Raw genomic sequence first — 17,283 nt, 5'->3', positions numbered from 1 at the left:
GCCAGATGCAAAAGAGGTAATCATCATGCCGCAGTCGGCTGAAAAAATTCTCGATCACGCTCCCCTGTTCCGCGAGCCGGAATACAGAAAGATGCTCGCTGAGAAGAAGCTAAACTTCGAATGTCCGCACCCCGATGAAATCATTTCCGATCAGCGCGATTTCACCCAGACGTGGGAATACCGCGAAAAGAACCTCGCCCGCAAAGCGCTTGTCGTGAACCCGGCCAAGGCCTGCCAGCCGCTGGGTGCGGTATTCGCTGCCGCCGGCTTCGAGCGAACCATGTCCTTCGTCCACGGCAGCCAAGGTTGCGTCGCCTATTACCGCTCGCACCTGTCGCGCCATTTCAAGGAGCCTGCCGCGGCGGTCTCCTCCTCAATGACCGAGGATGCGGCGGTGTTTGGCGGCCTGAAGAACATGGTCGACGGGCTCGCCAACACCTACCAGCTCTACGACCCCAAGATGATTGCCGTGTCGACGACCTGTATGGCAGAGGTCATTGGCGACGACCTGCACAGCTTCATCCAGAACGCCAAGGACGAAGATTCAGTCCCGCGCGACTTCGACGTGCCCTTTGCCCACACCCCGGCCTTCGTTGGCAGTCATGTCGACGGCTATGACAACATGGTCAAAGGCATTTTGGAGCACTTCTGGAAAGGTCAGGAGCGTACGCAAATCGAAGGAACCATCAACATCATTCCGGGCTTCGACGGCTTCTGCGTCGGCAACAACCGGGAGCTCAAGCGCCTGCTCGATGTAATGGGCGTGTCCTATACATTGATCCAGGATGCCTCTGACCAGTTCGATACGCCTTCGGACGGTGAATACCGCATGTATGACGGGGGCACGAAGATCAACGAGGTGAAGAAGGCCCTCAACGCCGAGGCAACGCTTTCGCTGCAGCATCACAACACCCGAAAGACACTGGGCTATTGCGAGGAGGTCGGGCAGGCGACGGCCTCGTTCCACTATCCGCTCGGCGTTCAGGCGACGGACGAATTCCTGATGGAGGTCGCGGCGATTTCCGGCAAGGAGATTCCCGAGGCAATTCGCCTCGAGCGCGGCCGACTGGTAGACGCCATGGCGGACAGCCAATCCTGGTTGCATGGTAAGAAATACGCCATCTACGGTGATCCCGACTTCGTTCACGCAATGGCCCGCTTTGTCATGGAGACCGGCGGCGAGCCAACCCATTGCCTCGCCACCAATGGCACCTCGGCATGGGAAGCCGATTTGAAGAAGCTGCTAGCATCCTCGCCTTTCGGCAAGGCTGCCCAGGTTTGGGCGGGCAAGGACCTGTGGGCGCTGCGCTCACTGCTCTTTACCGAGCCGGTGGACCTTTTGATCGGCAATTCCTACGGCAAGTACCTGGAGCGCGACACCGGAACACCGCTGATCCGGCTGATGTTTCCGATCTTCGATCGGCACCATCATCACCGCTTTGCGCTCTTTGGCTACCAGGGAGCGTTGCGCGTGCTGACGACGATCCTCGACAAGATCTTCGACAAACTCGATCGCGAGACGAGCGAGACGGGTGTGACGGATTATTCCTATGACCTCACGCGCTAAGAGCCGTGGCCGGCTTTTCGCCGAGGCCATTCCTTGCCCAATGGACTGGGGAGGCTGAGCAATGTCCTCCCTCAGCGCCAAAATCAAGGACGCCTTCGATGAGCCCGCCTGCGATAAGAACCGTGGCAAAGATGCCAAGGCGCGCAAGGAGGGCTGCTCGAAGTCGCTGACACCAGGGGCGGCAGCCGGCGGCTGCGCCTTTGACGGAGCCAAGATCGTCCTGCAGCCGATCACCGACGTTGCGCATCTGGTCCATGCGCCGCTCGCCTGCGAGGGCAATTCTTGGGACAACCGTGGTGCGGTTTCGTCAGGGCCGACCTTGTGGCGGACAAGCTTCACGACCGACCTCACCGAACTCGACCTTGTGATGGGGCAGGGCGAGCGGAAACTCTTCAAGGCGATCCGCGAGATCAAGCACACATACGCGCCGCCGGCGATCTTCGTCTACTCGACTTGCGTAACGGCGCTGATCGGTGACGACATCGAGGCCGTGTGCAAACGCGCCACGGAAAAGTTCGGTTTGGCCGTGGTGCCGATCAATGCGCCTGGCCTGGCAGGCTCCAAGAACCTCGGCAATAAGCTCGCCGCCGAGGCGTTGCTCGATCATGTCATCGGCACGGTCGAACCCGACGACCCCGGACCCTACGACATCAACATCCTTGGCGAATTCAACCTCTCGGGCGAATTCTGGCTTGTAAAGCCGCTCCTCGATCGGCTCGGGATCCGGGTGCGCGCCTGCATTCCCGGCGATGCGCGTTACCGCGACATTGCTTCCGCGCACCGCGCCCGGGCGGCAATGATGGTGTGCTCGACCGCGCTGATCAGTCTTGCCCGCAAGATGGAGGAGCGCTGGGACATCCCGTTCTTCGAGGGCTCCTTCTATGGCATCTCCGACACATCGCAAGCTCTTCGAAACCTTGTCAGGCTGCTGGTGAGGAAGGGCGCCGATCCGGAGATCCTCGAGCGCACAGAGACGCTGATCGCGCAGCAGGAGGCGATCGCGTGGAAGAAACTCGAATCCTACCGGCAAAGGCTCCAAGGCAAGCGCGTGCTGCTCAACACAGGCGGTGTGAAGTCCTGGTCGGTTGTCCATGCGCTGATGGAGATCGGAATCGAGATCGTCGGCACCTCGATCAAGAAATCTACGGTGCAGGACAAGGAGCGCATCAAACAAGTTCTCAAGCACGACAAGCACATGTTCGAATCCATGGCTGCGAGCGAGCTGTACGCCATGCTCTCTGAACACAGGGCCGATATCATGCTGTCGGGCGGTCGCACGCAATTCATTGCGCTCAAGGCCAAGACGCCCTGGCTCGATATCAACCAGGAGCGCCAGCATCCTTATGCCGGCTATGACGGCATGGTGGAACTCGTACGCCAGATCGACCTCGCCATTCACAATCCGATCTGGTCTCAGGTGCGCCAGCCGGCCCCGTGGGATTGCCAGCCTGAGCTGATAGGCGAATTGCCGTGCACGAGGAACGAGACCGCGTACCTGTTTGATGAATTCGCCTGCGCGACGGCACACGAGTGTTGAGGCGACCGATGGCCCGCATCCTTCCCCAGAGCAAATCGGCGGCAGTCAACCCGCTGAAGTCGTCGCAGCCGCTGGGTGCCGCCTTTGCCTTTCTTGGCGTCGACGGTGCGATGCCGCTGTTCCACGGCAGCCAAGGCTGCACAAGCTTTGCGCTCGTTCTCTTCGTGCGGCACTTCAAAGAAGCGATTCCCTTGCAGACTACGGCGATGGATGAGGTGGCGACCATCCTCGGCGCAGCCGACCATCTGGAAGAGGCGATCCTCAACCTCAAGAACCGCACGAAGCCAACGCTGATCGGGGTGTGCACGACCGCGCTGGTGGAGACGCGTGGCGAAGATTGCGCGGGTGATATTGCCAACATCATGCGGAAGCACACGCAACAGCTTGCGGGTACGGAGGTCGTGCTGGCCAACACGCCGGATTTTGACGGCGCGATCGAAGAGGGCTGGGCCAAGGCAGTCACCGCAATGATCGAAGGGATTACGCGCTCGGGCGAACGGGCGCGGCACCCGAAGAAGATCGCAATCCTGCCCGGATGCAACCTCTCTATCGCCGACATCGAGCATATGCGGGACATGGTTGAAAGCTTTGGGCTCAAGCCGGTTATTCTGCCCGACATTTCAGGCTCGCTCGACGGTACGGTTCCTGACCGCTGGGTAGCGACCACATACGGCGGCACCAGCGTCGAAGACATTCGCGAGTTGGGCACGGCCATGCAATGCATCGCCATCGGTGAGCACATGCGCCGCCCGGCGAAAGCGCTGCACGGGTTGACCGGCGTGCCTTACGTGTTGTTCCAGTCACTGACTGGGCTGCAGGACACGGACCGCTTCGTGTCGCTGCTGTCTGCGATTTCGGGCGCGGCGGTACCGGCCCGCGTGCGCCGGCGCCGGGCGCAATTGCAGGACGCGATGCTCGACGGACATTTCCATTTCGGCGGCAAGAAAATTGCCATCGCTGCCGAACCAGACCAGCTGTTCCAACTTGCGACCTTCTTTGCTGGCCTCGGCTCCGAGATAGCCGCGGCCGTCACAACGACCGACAGGTCTAAAATTCTCGAGAAAGTCCCGGCGGTTTCGGTTCAGATCGGCGATCTCGGCGATCTGGAAAGTCTTGCCGTCGGTGCTGACCTGCTTGTCACGCATTCGCACGGGCGCCAAGCATCGGAGCGGCTCCGAATTCCGCTCATGCGCATCGGGTTCCCGGTCTTCGATCGACTAGGCAGCCAGCACAAGCTCGCAATTCTCTATCAGGGCACCCGCGACATGATCTTCGAGGTCGCCAGCATCTTCCAGGCCAACCAACACGCGCCCACTCCTGAGGCGCTTGATCCACTCCGTAATCGAGAAATATCACGATGAACGCTGTTCGCCGCCTCTCGCTGGTCAGTAGTGAGGTTTTCGCCCCGATGCCTGAACGACGTAAGGGCGCATTGCGCGTTGCGATCGCCACTCAGGACATGCAGGACCTCAACGCCCATTTCGGGTCGGCCAGGCGCTTTGCTGTCTACGACGTGACGCGCGAGGAATGGAATCTCGTAGAAGCCGTGGCCTTCGATGACGTGTCCGATGAAAGCGGGGAGCATCGGGCCGAGCGCGATGATCGCATCACGCCAAAGGTGGATGCGCTCAAGGGCTGTCAGATCCTGTTTTGTCTGGCAATTGGCGGCCCTTCGGCAGCCAAGCTTGTCGCGGCAAAAATCCACCCGATCAAAGTGGCGGAGCCCCAATCGATCCCACAGGTGCTCTTGCGCACGCAGATGATGCTCAGGACGTGTCCTCCGCCTTGGCTGCGCAAGGTGCTGGCGCGAGCGGGCATTGCCGAAAAGAAACCGTCCTTCGAGGACGAGGACTGAAAAGAGGAGGACGCCAATGCCTGACCCCGCAATCCCCCCAGCTGTCGCCGAAGACGAGGCGGCTCTTTGCACCCCGTTCGTCAAATGCCTCGTGCGGCTGATCCGTTCTCAGGATTCCTATGGCTCGTGGGAACGCAAAGCGGACGCTGAGCTGCTGGGCGACTTCATCATTACCAAGGAACAGCGCCGAGGGATCCCAATCATCGGAGATCCCGATCCCGACGTGCTGTGGAGGCTCGACAAGTACTACGCCGCCATCGGGCTTGCGATCGAGGAGCGCTGCGGCCTTATGGCATCGCCGATGATCCAGGTGAGCCATGAGGGTTTTGGTCGGGTGCTTTTCACGACCGGACGGCTGGTCGTTTTGTCCAAAACGCTGCGCGATGTCCACCGGTTTGGCTTCGAGACGCTCCTGAAGCTCGCCACGGCCGGTACGAAGCTGGTCGACGATGCGATTTCAGTCATCGAAACCTTTCCCCACGTGGCGCTGGCATGATGGGCGCGATTTTCGAGAAAGGCCATCATGACGGACCCGAGAAACTATGTTGGCCAGTCCCCTCGATCCAGGGACTCGAGGCCGACCAGGTTGTTGGGGTATCGCCGATGAAGAAGCCGCTGGTCCTGATCTGCTCGCAAGATGCCGAGTTCTATCTGCTCTACAGCCACATACTGGAGGTTGACGGTTTCAGCAGTGAGACGGCAGACGGCGCGAAGGCTGCGCTGGCCTTGGCCGAACAACGGGAGCTTCAGGCCGTAGTGCTGGATTGCGACCCAGCCAGCATAAACGGGTCCGCAATTTGCGCCCACCTCAAGCGGGAACCGCGCACCACCGACCTGCCTATCATCGCCCTGATCGCGCCTGGCGCCGAGCACCAGCACCTCGATCTCTTGAAGGCAGGCGTTGAGAGCTTTGTGCGGCCGGTGGCTCCGGCCAAGCTGCTCGACTGCCTGCGGGCGAGGCTCGGGCTGACCAAGCGTGGTCCGAACGGGGTTGAAAACGACAGTTGGATTTGTTGTGGAGGCCTGGAGATGAAGCTCGATGCCCATCGGGTTCGCGGTAATGGCCACGACATCCATCTCGGACGGATCGATTTCAACGTGCTGCGGCTTATGATTGAGGCCCCCGGCAAGGTCTTCAGCCGGGACGAGCTTATCGGGGCGGCCTGGCTGCCCAACATTCATGTCGGTGCACGCACCGTCGATGTCCATATCAGCCGAATCAGGAGGGCGCTGAAAACGGCCTTGCCCGGCAGCGTCATTCGCACCGTCAGGTCGGCCGGCTACTCGCTCGAGAAGCCGGACGACTGAAATCGGTGATCGAACGTGGTGCCGCTCTCTCTTCCTCCTGAGAGCGGTGTTGCCGCTTTGAGGCGCTCCTAACGAAGACCAGGAGAAGCAGGCAAATGGAATTTAAAAGCATATTCAGTGTGACGGGTGCTGATCATTCTGATGAGGACCTCACAACAGCTGCCGGACTGTGTGCCGAGGTCGGCGCGCACCTATCGGTACTCATTATACCGCCTCCATTGCTCTTGATGTTGTCTCCGCCCCCCGAATGGAATACAGGACGTGCACAGGCAATTGCAGTACCGAACTATCGATTTCAGCAAATCGAGAAATTTTCACAGGACGTGACCAGAATGGAAAGACGGTCCGCGGATATCCTCAAAAGGCTGAAAGCTATGTCGCTTTCCTGTGACGTTGACACCGACTATTGCGATCCGGCTAGCCTCGGTGAAGTGGCACGACAGCGGGCGCTCTGCGCTGACCTGACGATCGTTGGAGGAGACCTCCTCAACGATGAGACTCTCGGACCTCCTGTTGTCAACGGCTGCTTGTTCGATAGCGGAAAGCCGGTGCTCATCGTGCCGAAGGGCGTTAAGGCGACGCTGTCGCCTCGACGCGTGCTGGTCGGCTGGGATTCGCGTGTAGAGGCCTCGCGTGCGGTTCGGGAAGCTCTTAGTATCCTATCCGCTGCCAAGGAAGTCTGTGTCGCTATGGTCGATCCAAAGGCGCAAAACAACGGGAAAGGCGCGCAGTCTGGAGCTGACATCGCTGCCTATCTTACTCGGCACGGTGCTCGGGTCTCCGTTGACCTGCTTAAGAGCGCCGGCAAATCGGCGGGCACAGTGCTGACCCAGCACGCGAACGACATCTGTGCTGACATGATGGTTATGGGTGCTTATGGCAGCCGTGGGCTGCGTGAGCGGATTTTCGGCGGTCCGCCGAGCTGGAGCTTTGGGAAGACCACATTGCCGCTGTTTTTGGCTCGCTGATCAGCTCCGTAGGAACACCGATCAGGTCGTAGGACCGCCAACCAGTCCGAAGTCGTCGTCGGTTACCGGTCGGATTGCGGAGACATGGCTGGATCCGCGAACATCTTGCGACGCTTGTCAGAGCCAAACCGGACGCCTCGACTGCTTCACGACGCTCTCGTGAACCAACTCGTGCGAGATCGTCCGCAACGGGCAGTAAAGACGAACGGCTGCAGCAGACCGCAGCCAAGCCACAGGGCGGGTGTACCAGGAGACCCCGCCTCGTGCGCGAACCCTGTTGGAAGGCCCCTTATCAGTACCCGGACGCGCGTCAAATCGGCGGCTGTCCCTGTCAGCCTGCGGTGTGCAAGGGCCGCTGCCGCGGAGCTTCCCCTGCCCGATCGTCGGGCGTGCGACAATGTCGGATTCCAGACGAGCTGGAACTGCGCGAACTCGTTGGTTTGACAGGTCTTTATCCGGCACGCCGCATGCATGGGAGTCTCCGAAAGCATTAAGAGCCGTTATCCATGGTTACGCCCCTCGAAAGAAAGAGCCGCTTCCGTCGTGGCAGGGAAACAGCCACTCCTGGGGTGGAGGCCGGCGCTAGAAGCCGCCGTAAGATCCGGAAGAGCCGCGCGACAGCATCACACACTTTCCTTCTGCTCTTGGGTTCGGATCACGCCGCGCCGCTGTCGATGCCGCCGACATTGAGCCCAAGACCTGGAAGGCGGCACACGCTTTTGCTGTCCTCTCAGTCGGGACCGCGGCTCAAGCATGCCTGTGAGGTTCGCATTGCTCAATGCCCGGCAATCGACGTCAACATGCCGCTGAGTTGGAAAACACTCCTAGAGGAGTAAGGATAAGTGGACCTCTTTTGTATTGGTGTGGGTGCTGGACCATCTAATTTGAGCCTTGCGTGTCAGATACAGGAAGAGATTGCGCAAGGGGCACTGTTCCTGGACCGGGAGGTCGATTTCCGAGGACATCCAGGCAGCGCTTTCGATTGCGCGGAGCTCCAGGTCGGCCACTTCCAGGATCTGGTTACTCTGGTCAATCCGCGATCAGCCTACACATTCGTAAACTACCTCCACGAGAACGGGCGTCTTTACAATTTCCTCAATGCGCAATTTCACGGGGTGCTTAGAGCCGAGTTCGCCCAATATCTCAACTGGGCGTTCCAGAAGAATCCGCTTGTCCGTGGCGGCGAGGCCGTTCGCGAAATCCGCTTTGACGGCGAGTTTCGCGTGCGGACGGACAACGCGGTCCTTGATGCAAGAAACCTCGTCATCGACATAGGCAAGCAGGCGCAAATTCCGCCTCAGTTTCATGGCTGGACTGGACCCAACCTGTTCCACTCATCTGAGTTGGCCCACATCAATCCTGAGGTGCAAAAAAAGCATGTCTGCGTTGTTGGCGGCGGACAGTCGGGAGCCGAGCTGCTACTGCACCTTGTCGGCCGGCCGAAAGAACGGCGGCCCGCGGCGATCACATGGGTCTTGACGCGCGAGATGCCTTTCGACGACCACGCGTTCACAAACGGGCTGTTCACGCCATGCTTCTCGGATCGTTTTGCTGCGATGAGCGAGGTGCATCGACAGCTGTTCCTGCGGCGTTTCGCGCTTGCCTCCGAGGGCATTTCAGAAAGCAAGTTGCGCGCGGTCTATCAGGCGCTCTACCACCACGCCTTTCTCGAGCCACACCAATGCGAGATCACATTGCGGCCAAGTTGCAACGTGTCGCGCTGCATCAATGCCGGAGCAGGGCACAGGCTCACGCTGCAACGCGGCTTGGACAACATCGGAGAAGTAACCGCCGATATCGTCATCCTGGCCACCGGGTACGAGAAACCGCTGCCGGGTTTCCTAGAACCGATCGCAGATCGCCTCGAACAGATCGGCAATGAGCTCGCCATCGGCGAGGATTTTTCGGTGTACTGGGACGGACCGCGAGACCGACGCCTTTTCGTTCAGAACGCCTGCCTTGGACAGCGCGGGCTGGCTGATCCGAACTTTGGGCTGCTGGCCTGGCGAGCGCGCCGCATCCTTGACAGCCTTCTGCGGCGCGCGCCATGCGCCAATCCCGAGCATCTAGGGTTCATCAACCGTCCCTTGACGGAGTGCTGGCCCGACCTCGGAGTCGAACAAATGGGCAGCGGGATATGATTCGTCGATATTGATGATCGGCGGTGGCATTCAGGAAAGATTTCCGCCTCTGGCGGCAAAAGCGGGACGAGCAATATTCCTACGGCGTCAGATCGCTCTGCTCGCGCTTGAGCAAGGTAGCGTCGCGCGACTCCTGCTTGGCGTGAAACAGCAAAGGGCATTCAATCACGATGCAGCTTTACGTGCTGTCGGGCTCAACGCCACGTGGATCGAGCCCAACGCCGCCGTTGGCAACCGCGACGCGAATTATGACGCCGGGCCACATGCGGCGGTGGCTGCAAGGGTACCGAGCCTCTCCCGCACTTTCGACCCCATCGCCGAAGTGCGACTACTCCAGGACGCCGAAGCCGGTCTTATCGCCAGCGGGCCAGCCAAACTCTCACCTTCCTAAACGGCAGCCGCTAAGGTGAGCCGTCGAAAGCCGACATTCAGGTTAACGTCAGCTGGCCGTGTTAGGGCTCGCTTATTCAAGGCGGTACCGGCGCTTGCCGAAGCTAAGAAGGGTTGGCATGCCCTTTGCCGTGCTTGATGTGCGGCAACACGGTGAGAGCTCCGCTGAAGCAAGCGAGAGGGAGCAATGCCCTCGAGACCGTGTCCGATTTTGACTGGAAAATATTCCGCGACAAAAGAGACGAAAGGTGTGGAATGACTTTGGACACCAAGATGGAACTGCGTATGGGGTCCCCGGCTCCTGCGCTGAAAGTGGAGAACTGGCTGCGTGGCGAGCCCCTCACGAGCCTTCGGCCCGGCAAGGTCTACCTCGTTGAATTTTGGGCGACTTGGTGCCGACCATGTGTCCACGCCATGCCCCATTTGATCGAACTGCAGGAGAAATATAAAGACAGCGGATTTGAGACGGTCGGAGTTGCCGCCTGCGAACAGGGTCCTACCGCGGACGAAGCGCGGACCAACGTGGATGCCTGGCTGACCGAGAAGTTCCCGAATCTGAATTATCGGACAGCGTTCGATTGCACTGGCGAAATGAAAAAGCTCTGGCTGGAACCCAGCTCTTCGTTCGGGATTCCCACCTCGTTCGTGGTCGACCGCGACGGCCACATCGCTTATATCGGCCACCCGGCGGAACTCGATGACGTTTTGCCGAAAGTCCTTAACGGCAGCTGGCGCAGCAGCTATGAAGCGAAAGCCGCCGATGCAAAGCGCATCGCGCATAACCAACTTGCAGCGCGCGAAATGTCGCTTACCGGGCCGATATACGCCAAACTTGAGCCGGCGATGCAGGCCGAGAATTGGACGGCGGCGCTCTTGGCCATCGAAGAAGGCCTCGCCTTGATGCCAGACTCTTGTGAGTTCCGGCAGATTCATGCGGATCTTCTGCTTCACAAGCTGCGCGACATCAAGACCGGCATGCCGGTCATGCGAGAATTGGTCGAGGACGCGATCGACAAAACGTCCGACGCGGTGTCGTGGATGGCCTTGGCCCTCAACCAACTCTTCGATCCCACGATGGACAATTCCCATCTTCCGCGCGCGGAGCGCTTTGCGATGGGCAACGAGCTCTCGGAACAGATACTGGCACTCAATCCCCCGAACGGCGATGGCCCGTTTAAATACCTCCGGTACCTCCCGGTAGCTCAGTATTATTACGAGAGCGGCAACAAAGATCGCGCAATCGAGTTGATCGAGGTGGCACTGAAATCGGTGGACCGGCTGGGGCCAATTCCGGACCACACCAAACAGTACTATCTTACCCCATTGCTCGAAGCACTGGCCAACTACACGGGTGAGCCTGCCTGTCACGCGGATCTTTGTGTGGCTCCGCAAAAGAAGGCACCCGAAACTCAAAACGCAGTCACTTCCTGAGCAAGAATCGCGAAGGGCATGACAATTGGAATTGAACACCGGCAAATCCGCCCGCCCAGGCGCACTTCGCAGCAATAACGTCGATGCCGCAAAAGTGCGCGGCTTGCGGCAGGTGGAATTTCCATTGCGTTTACCTCGGGTCGAACCGCGGCGCAGGCGTTCGCGCCGCGGTGAAAGGTCTCGCATTGGTGGACGTGCTCGAGGTCGGCCACGGGACACTGTTGCGTGGGATCGGCTCGCCCAAGCCATTCCCCGCCCACGCAAGCGCCCGAACCACACATCGCAGAAAAAGAGATCGTCCTTCAAGAGGAGTACTGAAATTGGGGAAAAGCGAAATTCCTCATGAACCGGTTGGCCCTGCTGTCCACGGGGACGGCGAGGCCCTTGCTTCCCCGTTCGTCAAATGCCTCCTGCGGTTCATTCGTACTCAGGATTCCTTCGGCTTATGGGAAGGCCATTCGGATGCCGAGCTGCTGGCCGAGTTCATCATCACCAAGCAACAGCAACGTGCGGTACCCTTTGGCGGCGATCCCGATCCTGACGCGCTGTGGAGGCTCGACATGTTTTACACCGCCGTAGCGCTTGCGATCGAGGAGCGCTCCGGCGTGTCGACGTCGCCGACAATAGAAATGAAACCCGTGGGGGCTTCCGGCGGTTGGGCGTTCTGTCGAGACGTCCACCGGTTCGGCTTCGAGACTTTCCGCAAACTTGCTGAGGCCGGTACGAAACTGGTCGACGATGCGACTGCAGCCATTGAAGCCTAGCCCGAGATGGAGCGCATCAAGAAACCATTGTTCCAGAAAGGATCTATGTCAGACCTAGATAGGATGAGGAAAAAAGTCTGAAAGCTCCAGTTGCGTGCAGCTATTGCCAAGATGGCATTGCAGGACCTCGTCGAGGGTCTGCCGGGCAAGTGGGCCGACATACAGGAAGTCGCCGAGAAAACCCAAGCCGTTTATGCCGAGTTGGATGTTGCCAAGAGAGAACTCGCTTCAATGAAGAATTTAGGATGATGCGCACATTCACCACCCGTGACGGCTCCATTTGGATGCCGCCGTACCTGACCTCCATCGATAGCAAACCTGCATCGGCTGCTGCCGTTGTTTCAAGGTCTGCTCGCGCGATGTCATGCATCTTCACGGCGTTGATGATGCGGGTGAAATCCTCGGCCCCTGCGATGACGAGGACGACGATTTCGACGGCAAGCTCAATCGCATGATCATGGTTGTCGATGATGCCGGCCGCTGCATCGGCTGCGGAGCCTGCGGCCGCGTCTGCCCCAAGAACTGCCAGACGCATGTTGCGGCCGACGAGCTCGCAACATGATCTGGCGAAAACCAGGGGAGCGGCGTGCACTTCATCTTTTTGTCGGCTCGTGGGGCTGGTCCTGTGCAGCAATGCGTCGATGGTTTACTTCGCTTTGGATTCGCTCCGTGTGGCAGTCGTCACGACGCTGGCCTGTTCGCTGCTGCTTCAGGCCGGCTCCTTCGGCCGCGTGCTCTTTCTGATCTGGCAGTCCTCTAGCCGCGCTCGTGGAACTCGCCACAGGGGCCAGCATGCCGATGGTTACAGGAAAGCTCGGGTACCAGTCGTCTGACTCTGATCAACTGCGGAATGCAATTTTCAGCTGTGTCCCGGCTTGGTCGAATGCCCAGCATGTGCTGCTGCTTTGATGCGCGGATGACAGGATCAGTGCTCAGACCCACACCAATTTTGGTCACCCTCTGATGACTGAGCTGATCGTATAGGGAATCTGTGTTCGGCTAACACGCGACCATACCCCTGGGCTGACCGGTGCGTAGCCGGTTCAGGTACTTTTTTGCTGGAGATAGCATGCTGGAAAAATTCGAACGTTATCCGCTCACCTTTGGACCCACGCCGATCGAGAGGCTCGACCGCCTCGGCAAGCATCTGGGCGACAAGGTGGAAATCTACGTCAAACGCGAGGACTGCAACTCCGGTCTCGCGTTCGGCGGAAACAAGCTGCGCAAGCTCGAATACATTGTGCCCGACGCGATCGCGTCAGATGCCGATACGCTCGTCACAATCGGTGGCGTGCAGTCCAACCATACGCGCATGGTCGCTGCGGTCGCCGCCAAGATCGGCATGAAATGCCTCCTGGTCCAGGAGAGCTGGGTCCCACATGATGATGCTGTCTACGACCGGGTCGGCAATATCCTCTTGAGCCGCATCATGGGGGCAGAGGTGCGCCTGGTTGACGAGGGCTTTGACATCGGCATCCGCCGCAGCTGGGAAAAGGCACTTTATGAAGTCAAGGCAAGGGGCGGCAGGCCATATGCGATACCTGCCGGCGCCTCTGTCCACAAATACGGCGGCCTGGGCTATGTGGGGTTCGCTGAGGAGGTGCGTGCCCAGGAAGAGCAGCTTGGGTTTGCCTTCGACTATATCGTCGTCTGTACGGTGACTGGTTCAACCCACGGCGGCATGCTCGTCGGGTTCGCCAAGGATGGTCGACAGCGCAACGTGATCGGTATCGATGCCTCCGCCATGCCCGCCAAGACCAAGGCGCAGGTGCTCGGCATCGCCCAAAATACAGCGAAGCTCGTCCACCTCGGAGCGGAAATTGTCGAGGCAGACGTGGTGTTGTTCATGGACTACGCGTACCCGGGTTATGGCGTTCCATCGGAGGAAACCAAAGAGGCAATCCGTTTGTGCGCGCGGCTCGAGGGCATGATTACGGACCCCGTTTACGAGGGCAAATCGATGCAAGGGATGATCGACCTCGTCCAGAGGGGCTTCTTTCCACAGGGATCGAGGGTCCTCTACGCACATCTAGGCGGCGCGCCGGCGATCAACGGGTACGGCTACACCTTTCGCAACGGCTGACGTTCGGCAGTCTGCGATTCCGCGGTCGCGCTCGAACGTGGGTAGGTAGCGTCGTTCGAGCGCTTGGCTGGAGAAGTGGAGGCAGCGACGGGCATCCACTAATTGGTACCATTACGTGCTGTCGGGGCTCAACGCCACGCGCATTGAGCGCATGCCGCCGTTGGCAACCGCGAGGCGAATTTTGACTCCGGGGCAAGAATCCACACGCGGCGGTGGCGGCACGAGGACCAAGCCGGCGAGTTCGCGCTTTCGAACTGGCGCCAAACTGCCACTGCTCGAGGACCGAGGCCAGTCTAATCACAGGCGAGCCGTCCAAGCTCTCAAGAGATAGGGCGAAACCCGACAGCGGCAGAAGACATGTCGGGTTCACGACAATCGGCCGCATTTAGCCTCGTGGAGAATTTCAAAGCATTTCCCGCCGCTTACCGGAGCTGAGGGAATTGGCACCTCCGTTGCAGCTTGATGTGCGGCAACACGGTGAGAGCTTCGCTGAAGCAAGCCAGAGGGAGCGATGCCCTCGAGACCGTGTCCGATTTTGACGGGAAAATATTCCGCGACAAAAGAGACGAAAGGTGTGGAATGACTTTGGACACCAAGATGGAACTGCGTATGGGGTCCCCGGCTCCTGCGATCAAAGTGGAGAACTGGCTGCGTGGCGAGCCCCTCACGAACTTTCGGCCCGGCAAGGTCTACCTCGTTGAGTTTTGGGCGACTTGGTGCGGACCATGTGTCGACGCCATGCCCCATTTGATCGAACTGCAGGAGAAATATGAAGGCAGCGGATTTGAGGCGGTCGGAGTTGCCGCCTGCGAACAGGGTCCTACCGCAGACGAGGCGCGGACCAACGTGGATGCCTGGCTGACCGAGAAGTTCCCGAATCTGAATTATCGTATCGGGTTCGATTACATTGGCGAAATGAACAAGCTCTGGATGGATCCCAGCTCTTCGATTGGGATTCCCACCTCGTTCGTGGTCGACCGCGACGGCCACATCGCTTTTATCGGCCACCCGGCGGAACTCGATGACGTTTTGCCGAAAGTCCTTAACGGCAGCTGGCGCAGCAGCTATGAAGCGAAAGCCGCCGATGCAAAGCGCATCGCGCATAACCAACTTGCAGCGCGCGAAATGTCGCTTACCGGGCCGATATACGCCAAACTTGAGCCGGCGATGCAGGCCGAGAATTGGACGGCGGCGCTCTTGGCCATCGAAGAAGGCCTCGCCTTGATGCCAGACTCTTGTGAGTTCCGGCAGATTCATGCGGATCTTCTGCTTCACAAGCTGCGCGACATCAAGACCGGCATGCCGGTCATGCGAGAATTGGTCGAGGACGCGATCGACAAAACGTCCGACGCGGTGTCGTGGATGGCCTTGGCCCTCAACCAACTCTTCGATCCCACGATGGACAATTCCCATCTTCCGCGCGCGGAGCGCTTTGCGATGGGCAACGAGCTCTCGGAACAGATACTGGCACTCAATCCCCCGAACGGCGATGGCCCGTTTAAATACCTCCGGTACCTCCCGGTAGCTCAGTATTATTACGAGAGCGGCAACAAAGATCGCGCAATCGAGTTGATCGAGGTGGCACTGAAATCGGTGGACCGGCTGGGGCCAATTCCGGACCACACCAAACAGTACTATCTTACCCCATTGCTCGAAGCACTGGCCAACTACACGGGTGAGCCTGCCTGTCACGCGGATCTTTGTGTGGCTCCGCAAAAGAAGGCACCCGAAACTCAAAACGCAGTCACTTCCTGAGCAAGAATCGCGAAGGGCATGACAATTGGAATTGAACACCGGCAAATCCGCCCGCCCAGGCGCACTTCGCAGCAATAACGTCGATGCCGCAAAAGTGCGCGGCTTGCGGCAGGTGGAATTTCCATTGCGTTTACCTCGGGTCGAACCGCGGCGCAGGCGTTCGCGCCGCGGTGAAAGGTCTCGCATTGGTGGACGTGCTCGAGGTCGGCCACGGGACACTGTTGCGTGGGATCGGCTCGCCCAAGCCATTCCCCGCCCACGCAAGCGCCCGAACCACACATCGCAGAAAAAGAGATCGTCCTTCAAGAGGAGTACTGAAATTGGGGAAAAGCGAAATTCCTCATGAACCGGTTGGCCCTGCTGTCCACGGGGACGGCGAGGCCCTTGCTTCCCCGTTCGTCAAATGCCTCCTGCGGTTCATTCGTACTCAGGATTCCTTCGGCTTATGGGAAGGCCATTCGGATGCCGAGCTGCTGGCCGAGTTCATCATCACCAAGCAACAGCAACGTGCGGTACCCTTTGGCGGCGATCCCGATCCTGACGCGCTGTGGAGGCTCGACATGTTTTACACCGCCGTAGCGCTTGCGATCGAGGAGCGCTCCGGCGTGTCGACGTCGCCGACAATAGAAATGAAACCCGTGGGGGCTTCCGGCGGTTGGGCGTTCTGTCGAGACGTCCACCGGTTCGGCTTCGAGACTTTCCGCAAACTTGCTGAGGCCGGTACGAAACTGGTCGACGATGCGACTGCAGCCATTGAAGCCTAGCCCGAGATGGAGCGCATCAAGAAACCATTGTTCCAGAAAGGATCTATGTCAGACCTAGATAGGATGAGGAAAAAAGTCTGAAAGCTCCAGTTGCGTGCAGCTATTGCCAAGATGGCATTGCAGGACCTCGTCGAGGGTCTGCCGGGCAAGTGGGCCGACATACAGGAAGTCGCCGAGAAAACCCAAGCCGTTTATGCCGAGTTGGATGTTGCCAAGAGAGAACTCGCTTCAATGAAGAATTTAGGATGATGCGCACATTCACCACCCGTGACGGCTCCATTTGGATGCCGCCGTACCTGACCTCCATCGATAGCAAACCTGCATCGGCTGCTGCCGTTGTTTCAAGGTCTGCTCGCGCGATGTCATGCATCTTCACGGCGTTGATGATGCGGGTGAAATCCTCGGCCCCTGCGATGACGAGGACGACGATTTCGACGGCAAGCTCAATCGCATGATCATGGTTGTCGATGATGCCGGCCGCTGCATCGGCTGCGGAGCCTGCGGCCGCGTCTGCCCCAAGAACTGCCAGACGCATGTTGCGGCCGACGAGCTCGCAACATGATCTGGCGAAAACCAGGGGAGCGGCGTGCACTTCATCTTTTTGTCGGCTCGTGGGGCTGGTCCTGTGCAGCAATGCGTCGATGGTTTACTTCGCTTTGGATTCGCTCCGTGTGGCAGTCGTCACGACGCTGGCCTGTTCGCTGCTGCTTCAGGCCGGCT

At 59.3% G+C, this 17,283-nt stretch carries 18 protein-coding genes and 2 pseudogenes; all 20 read left to right on the top strand.

The genetic code is table 11. The features are described 5' to 3' along the window. Nucleotides 1-25: 25 nt before the first annotated feature. Nucleotides 26-1,567, top strand: coding sequence for a nitrogenase molybdenum-iron protein subunit beta (gene nifK / locus EOA28_RS00235; RefSeq protein ID WP_126063826.1), 1,542 nt, complete (start codon nucleotides 26-28; stop codon nucleotides 1,565-1,567). 61 nt (nucleotides 1,568-1,628) lie between these two features. Continuing rightward, complete coding sequence (nifE, locus tag EOA28_RS00230) at nucleotides 1,629-3,104, top strand: nitrogenase iron-molybdenum cofactor biosynthesis protein NifE (RefSeq protein WP_095489376.1); 1,476 nt, start codon at nucleotides 1,629-1,631, stop codon at nucleotides 3,102-3,104. Nucleotides 3,105-3,112: 8 nt separating this feature from the next. Beyond that, a complete protein-coding gene (gene nifN, locus EOA28_RS00225; RefSeq protein WP_126063827.1) occupies nucleotides 3,113-4,465 on the top strand; it encodes a nitrogenase iron-molybdenum cofactor biosynthesis protein NifN in 1,353 nt (450 codons plus the stop codon). Next, nucleotides 4,462-4,959 (top strand): nitrogen fixation protein NifX, encoded by a 498-nt coding sequence (nifX, locus tag EOA28_RS00220; protein WP_063169371.1) that lies wholly within the window; start codon nucleotides 4,462-4,464, stop codon nucleotides 4,957-4,959. Before nifN ends, nifX begins: the two co-directional genes overlap by 4 nt. A gap of 16 nt (nucleotides 4,960-4,975) precedes the next feature. Further along, nucleotides 4,976-5,455, top strand: coding sequence for a NifX-associated nitrogen fixation protein (locus EOA28_RS00215; protein WP_024505267.1), 480 nt, complete (start codon nucleotides 4,976-4,978; stop codon nucleotides 5,453-5,455). Next, complete coding sequence (locus EOA28_RS00210) at nucleotides 5,452-6,267, top strand: response regulator transcription factor (protein WP_063169370.1); 816 nt, start codon at nucleotides 5,452-5,454, stop codon at nucleotides 6,265-6,267. The genes EOA28_RS00215 and EOA28_RS00210 overlap by 4 nt, the downstream gene beginning before the upstream one ends. Nucleotides 6,268-6,362: 95 nt before the next feature. Then, nucleotides 6,363-7,235: a universal stress protein gene (locus EOA28_RS00205; protein WP_126087041.1), complete on the top strand. Its 873-nt coding sequence runs from the start codon at nucleotides 6,363-6,365 to the stop codon at nucleotides 7,233-7,235. Nucleotides 7,236-8,077: 842 nt separating this feature from the next. Continuing rightward, nucleotides 8,078-9,376 carry a SidA/IucD/PvdA family monooxygenase gene (locus EOA28_RS00200; RefSeq protein WP_063169368.1) on the top strand — a complete coding sequence of 433 codons (1,299 nt, stop codon included), beginning with the start codon at nucleotides 8,078-8,080 and terminating at the stop codon, nucleotides 9,374-9,376. A gap of 13 nt (nucleotides 9,377-9,389) precedes the next feature. Continuing rightward, a complete protein-coding gene (locus EOA28_RS00195; protein WP_024505270.1) occupies nucleotides 9,390-9,767 on the top strand; it encodes a hypothetical protein in 378 nt (125 codons plus the stop codon). A 254-nt stretch (nucleotides 9,768-10,021) separates the two neighbouring features. Further along, nucleotides 10,022-11,197: a TlpA disulfide reductase family protein gene (locus EOA28_RS00190; protein ID WP_245501437.1), complete on the top strand. Its 1,176-nt coding sequence runs from the start codon at nucleotides 10,022-10,024 to the stop codon at nucleotides 11,195-11,197. 320 nt (nucleotides 11,198-11,517) lie between these two features. Continuing rightward, entirely contained in the window at nucleotides 11,518-11,961 is a 444-nt protein-coding gene (locus EOA28_RS00185) for a DUF269 domain-containing protein (protein ID WP_245501436.1), read from the top strand. Between the two features lie 90 nt (nucleotides 11,962-12,051). Further along, complete coding sequence (locus tag EOA28_RS00180; RefSeq protein WP_224571204.1) at nucleotides 12,052-12,210, top strand: CCE_0567 family metalloprotein; 159 nt, start codon at nucleotides 12,052-12,054, stop codon at nucleotides 12,208-12,210. Next, nucleotides 12,207-12,523: pseudogene (fdxB, locus tag EOA28_RS00175) on the top strand (ferredoxin III, nif-specific). Before EOA28_RS00180 ends, fdxB (EOA28_RS00175) begins: the two are co-directional and overlap by 4 nt. Beyond that, nucleotides 12,429-12,794 (top strand): exopolysaccharide production repressor protein, encoded by a 366-nt coding sequence (locus tag EOA28_RS41050; protein WP_348627494.1) that lies wholly within the window; start codon nucleotides 12,429-12,431, stop codon nucleotides 12,792-12,794. The pseudogene fdxB (EOA28_RS00175) and the gene EOA28_RS41050 overlap by 95 nt, the downstream one beginning before the upstream one ends. Nucleotides 12,795-13,030: 236 nt before the next feature. Continuing rightward, on the top strand, nucleotides 13,031-14,044 hold the full coding sequence (locus EOA28_RS00165; protein WP_024505903.1) for a 1-aminocyclopropane-1-carboxylate deaminase: 1,014 nt from the start codon (nucleotides 13,031-13,033) through the stop codon (nucleotides 14,042-14,044). 597 nt (nucleotides 14,045-14,641) lie between these two features. Then, entirely contained in the window at nucleotides 14,642-15,799 is a 1,158-nt protein-coding gene (locus EOA28_RS00160) for a TlpA disulfide reductase family protein (protein WP_127249268.1), read from the top strand. Between the two features lie 320 nt (nucleotides 15,800-16,119). Continuing rightward, entirely contained in the window at nucleotides 16,120-16,563 is a 444-nt protein-coding gene (locus tag EOA28_RS00155; protein ID WP_245501436.1) for a DUF269 domain-containing protein, read from the top strand. A 90-nt stretch (nucleotides 16,564-16,653) separates the two neighbouring features. After that, nucleotides 16,654-16,812 carry a CCE_0567 family metalloprotein gene (locus EOA28_RS00150; RefSeq protein WP_224571204.1) on the top strand — a complete coding sequence of 53 codons (159 nt, stop codon included), beginning with the start codon at nucleotides 16,654-16,656 and terminating at the stop codon, nucleotides 16,810-16,812. Further along, nucleotides 16,809-17,125: pseudogene (gene fdxB, locus EOA28_RS00145) on the top strand (ferredoxin III, nif-specific). Before EOA28_RS00150 ends, fdxB (EOA28_RS00145) begins: the two are co-directional and overlap by 4 nt. Then, nucleotides 17,031-17,283: exopolysaccharide production repressor protein (locus EOA28_RS41045; RefSeq protein ID WP_348526042.1), on the top strand; the 253-nt coding region annotated here is incomplete at its 3' end. The pseudogene fdxB (EOA28_RS00145) and the gene EOA28_RS41045, both read left to right, overlap by 95 nt.

The sequence above is a fragment of the Mesorhizobium sp. M2A.F.Ca.ET.067.02.1.1 genome (genome assembly GCF_004023285.1).
Taxonomy (GTDB): Bacteria; Pseudomonadota; Alphaproteobacteria; order Rhizobiales; family Rhizobiaceae; genus Mesorhizobium.
This window is presented reverse-complemented; position numbering and strand designations above follow the sequence as displayed.

What these genes read in the sequence shown, in the direction of transcription:
- nifK (WP_126063826.1), top strand. Translation starts at nt 26, where the DNA reads ATGCCGCAGTCGGCTGAAAAAATTCTCGATCACGCTCCCCTGTTCCGC.
- nifE (WP_095489376.1), top strand. Translation starts at nt 1,629, where the DNA reads ATGTCCTCCCTCAGCGCCAAAATCAAGGACGCCTTCGATGAGCCCGCC.
- nifN (WP_126063827.1), top strand. Translation starts at nt 3,113, where the DNA reads ATGGCCCGCATCCTTCCCCAGAGCAAATCGGCGGCAGTCAACCCGCTG.
- nifX (WP_063169371.1), top strand. Translation starts at nt 4,462, where the DNA reads ATGAACGCTGTTCGCCGCCTCTCGCTGGTCAGTAGTGAGGTTTTCGCC.
- EOA28_RS00215 (WP_024505267.1), top strand. Translation starts at nt 4,976, where the DNA reads ATGCCTGACCCCGCAATCCCCCCAGCTGTCGCCGAAGACGAGGCGGCT.
- EOA28_RS00210 (WP_063169370.1), top strand. Translation starts at nt 5,452, where the DNA reads ATGATGGGCGCGATTTTCGAGAAAGGCCATCATGACGGACCCGAGAAA.
- EOA28_RS00205 (WP_126087041.1), top strand. Translation starts at nt 6,363, where the DNA reads ATGGAATTTAAAAGCATATTCAGTGTGACGGGTGCTGATCATTCTGAT.
- EOA28_RS00195 (WP_024505270.1), top strand. Translation starts at nt 9,390, where the DNA reads ATGATCGGCGGTGGCATTCAGGAAAGATTTCCGCCTCTGGCGGCAAAA.
- EOA28_RS00190 (WP_245501437.1), top strand. Translation starts at nt 10,022, where the DNA reads ATGACTTTGGACACCAAGATGGAACTGCGTATGGGGTCCCCGGCTCCT.
- EOA28_RS41050 (WP_348627494.1), top strand. Translation starts at nt 12,429, where the DNA reads ATGATGCCGGCCGCTGCATCGGCTGCGGAGCCTGCGGCCGCGTCTGCC.
- EOA28_RS00165 (WP_024505903.1), top strand. Translation starts at nt 13,031, where the DNA reads ATGCTGGAAAAATTCGAACGTTATCCGCTCACCTTTGGACCCACGCCG.
- EOA28_RS00160 (WP_127249268.1), top strand. Translation starts at nt 14,642, where the DNA reads ATGGAACTGCGTATGGGGTCCCCGGCTCCTGCGATCAAAGTGGAGAAC.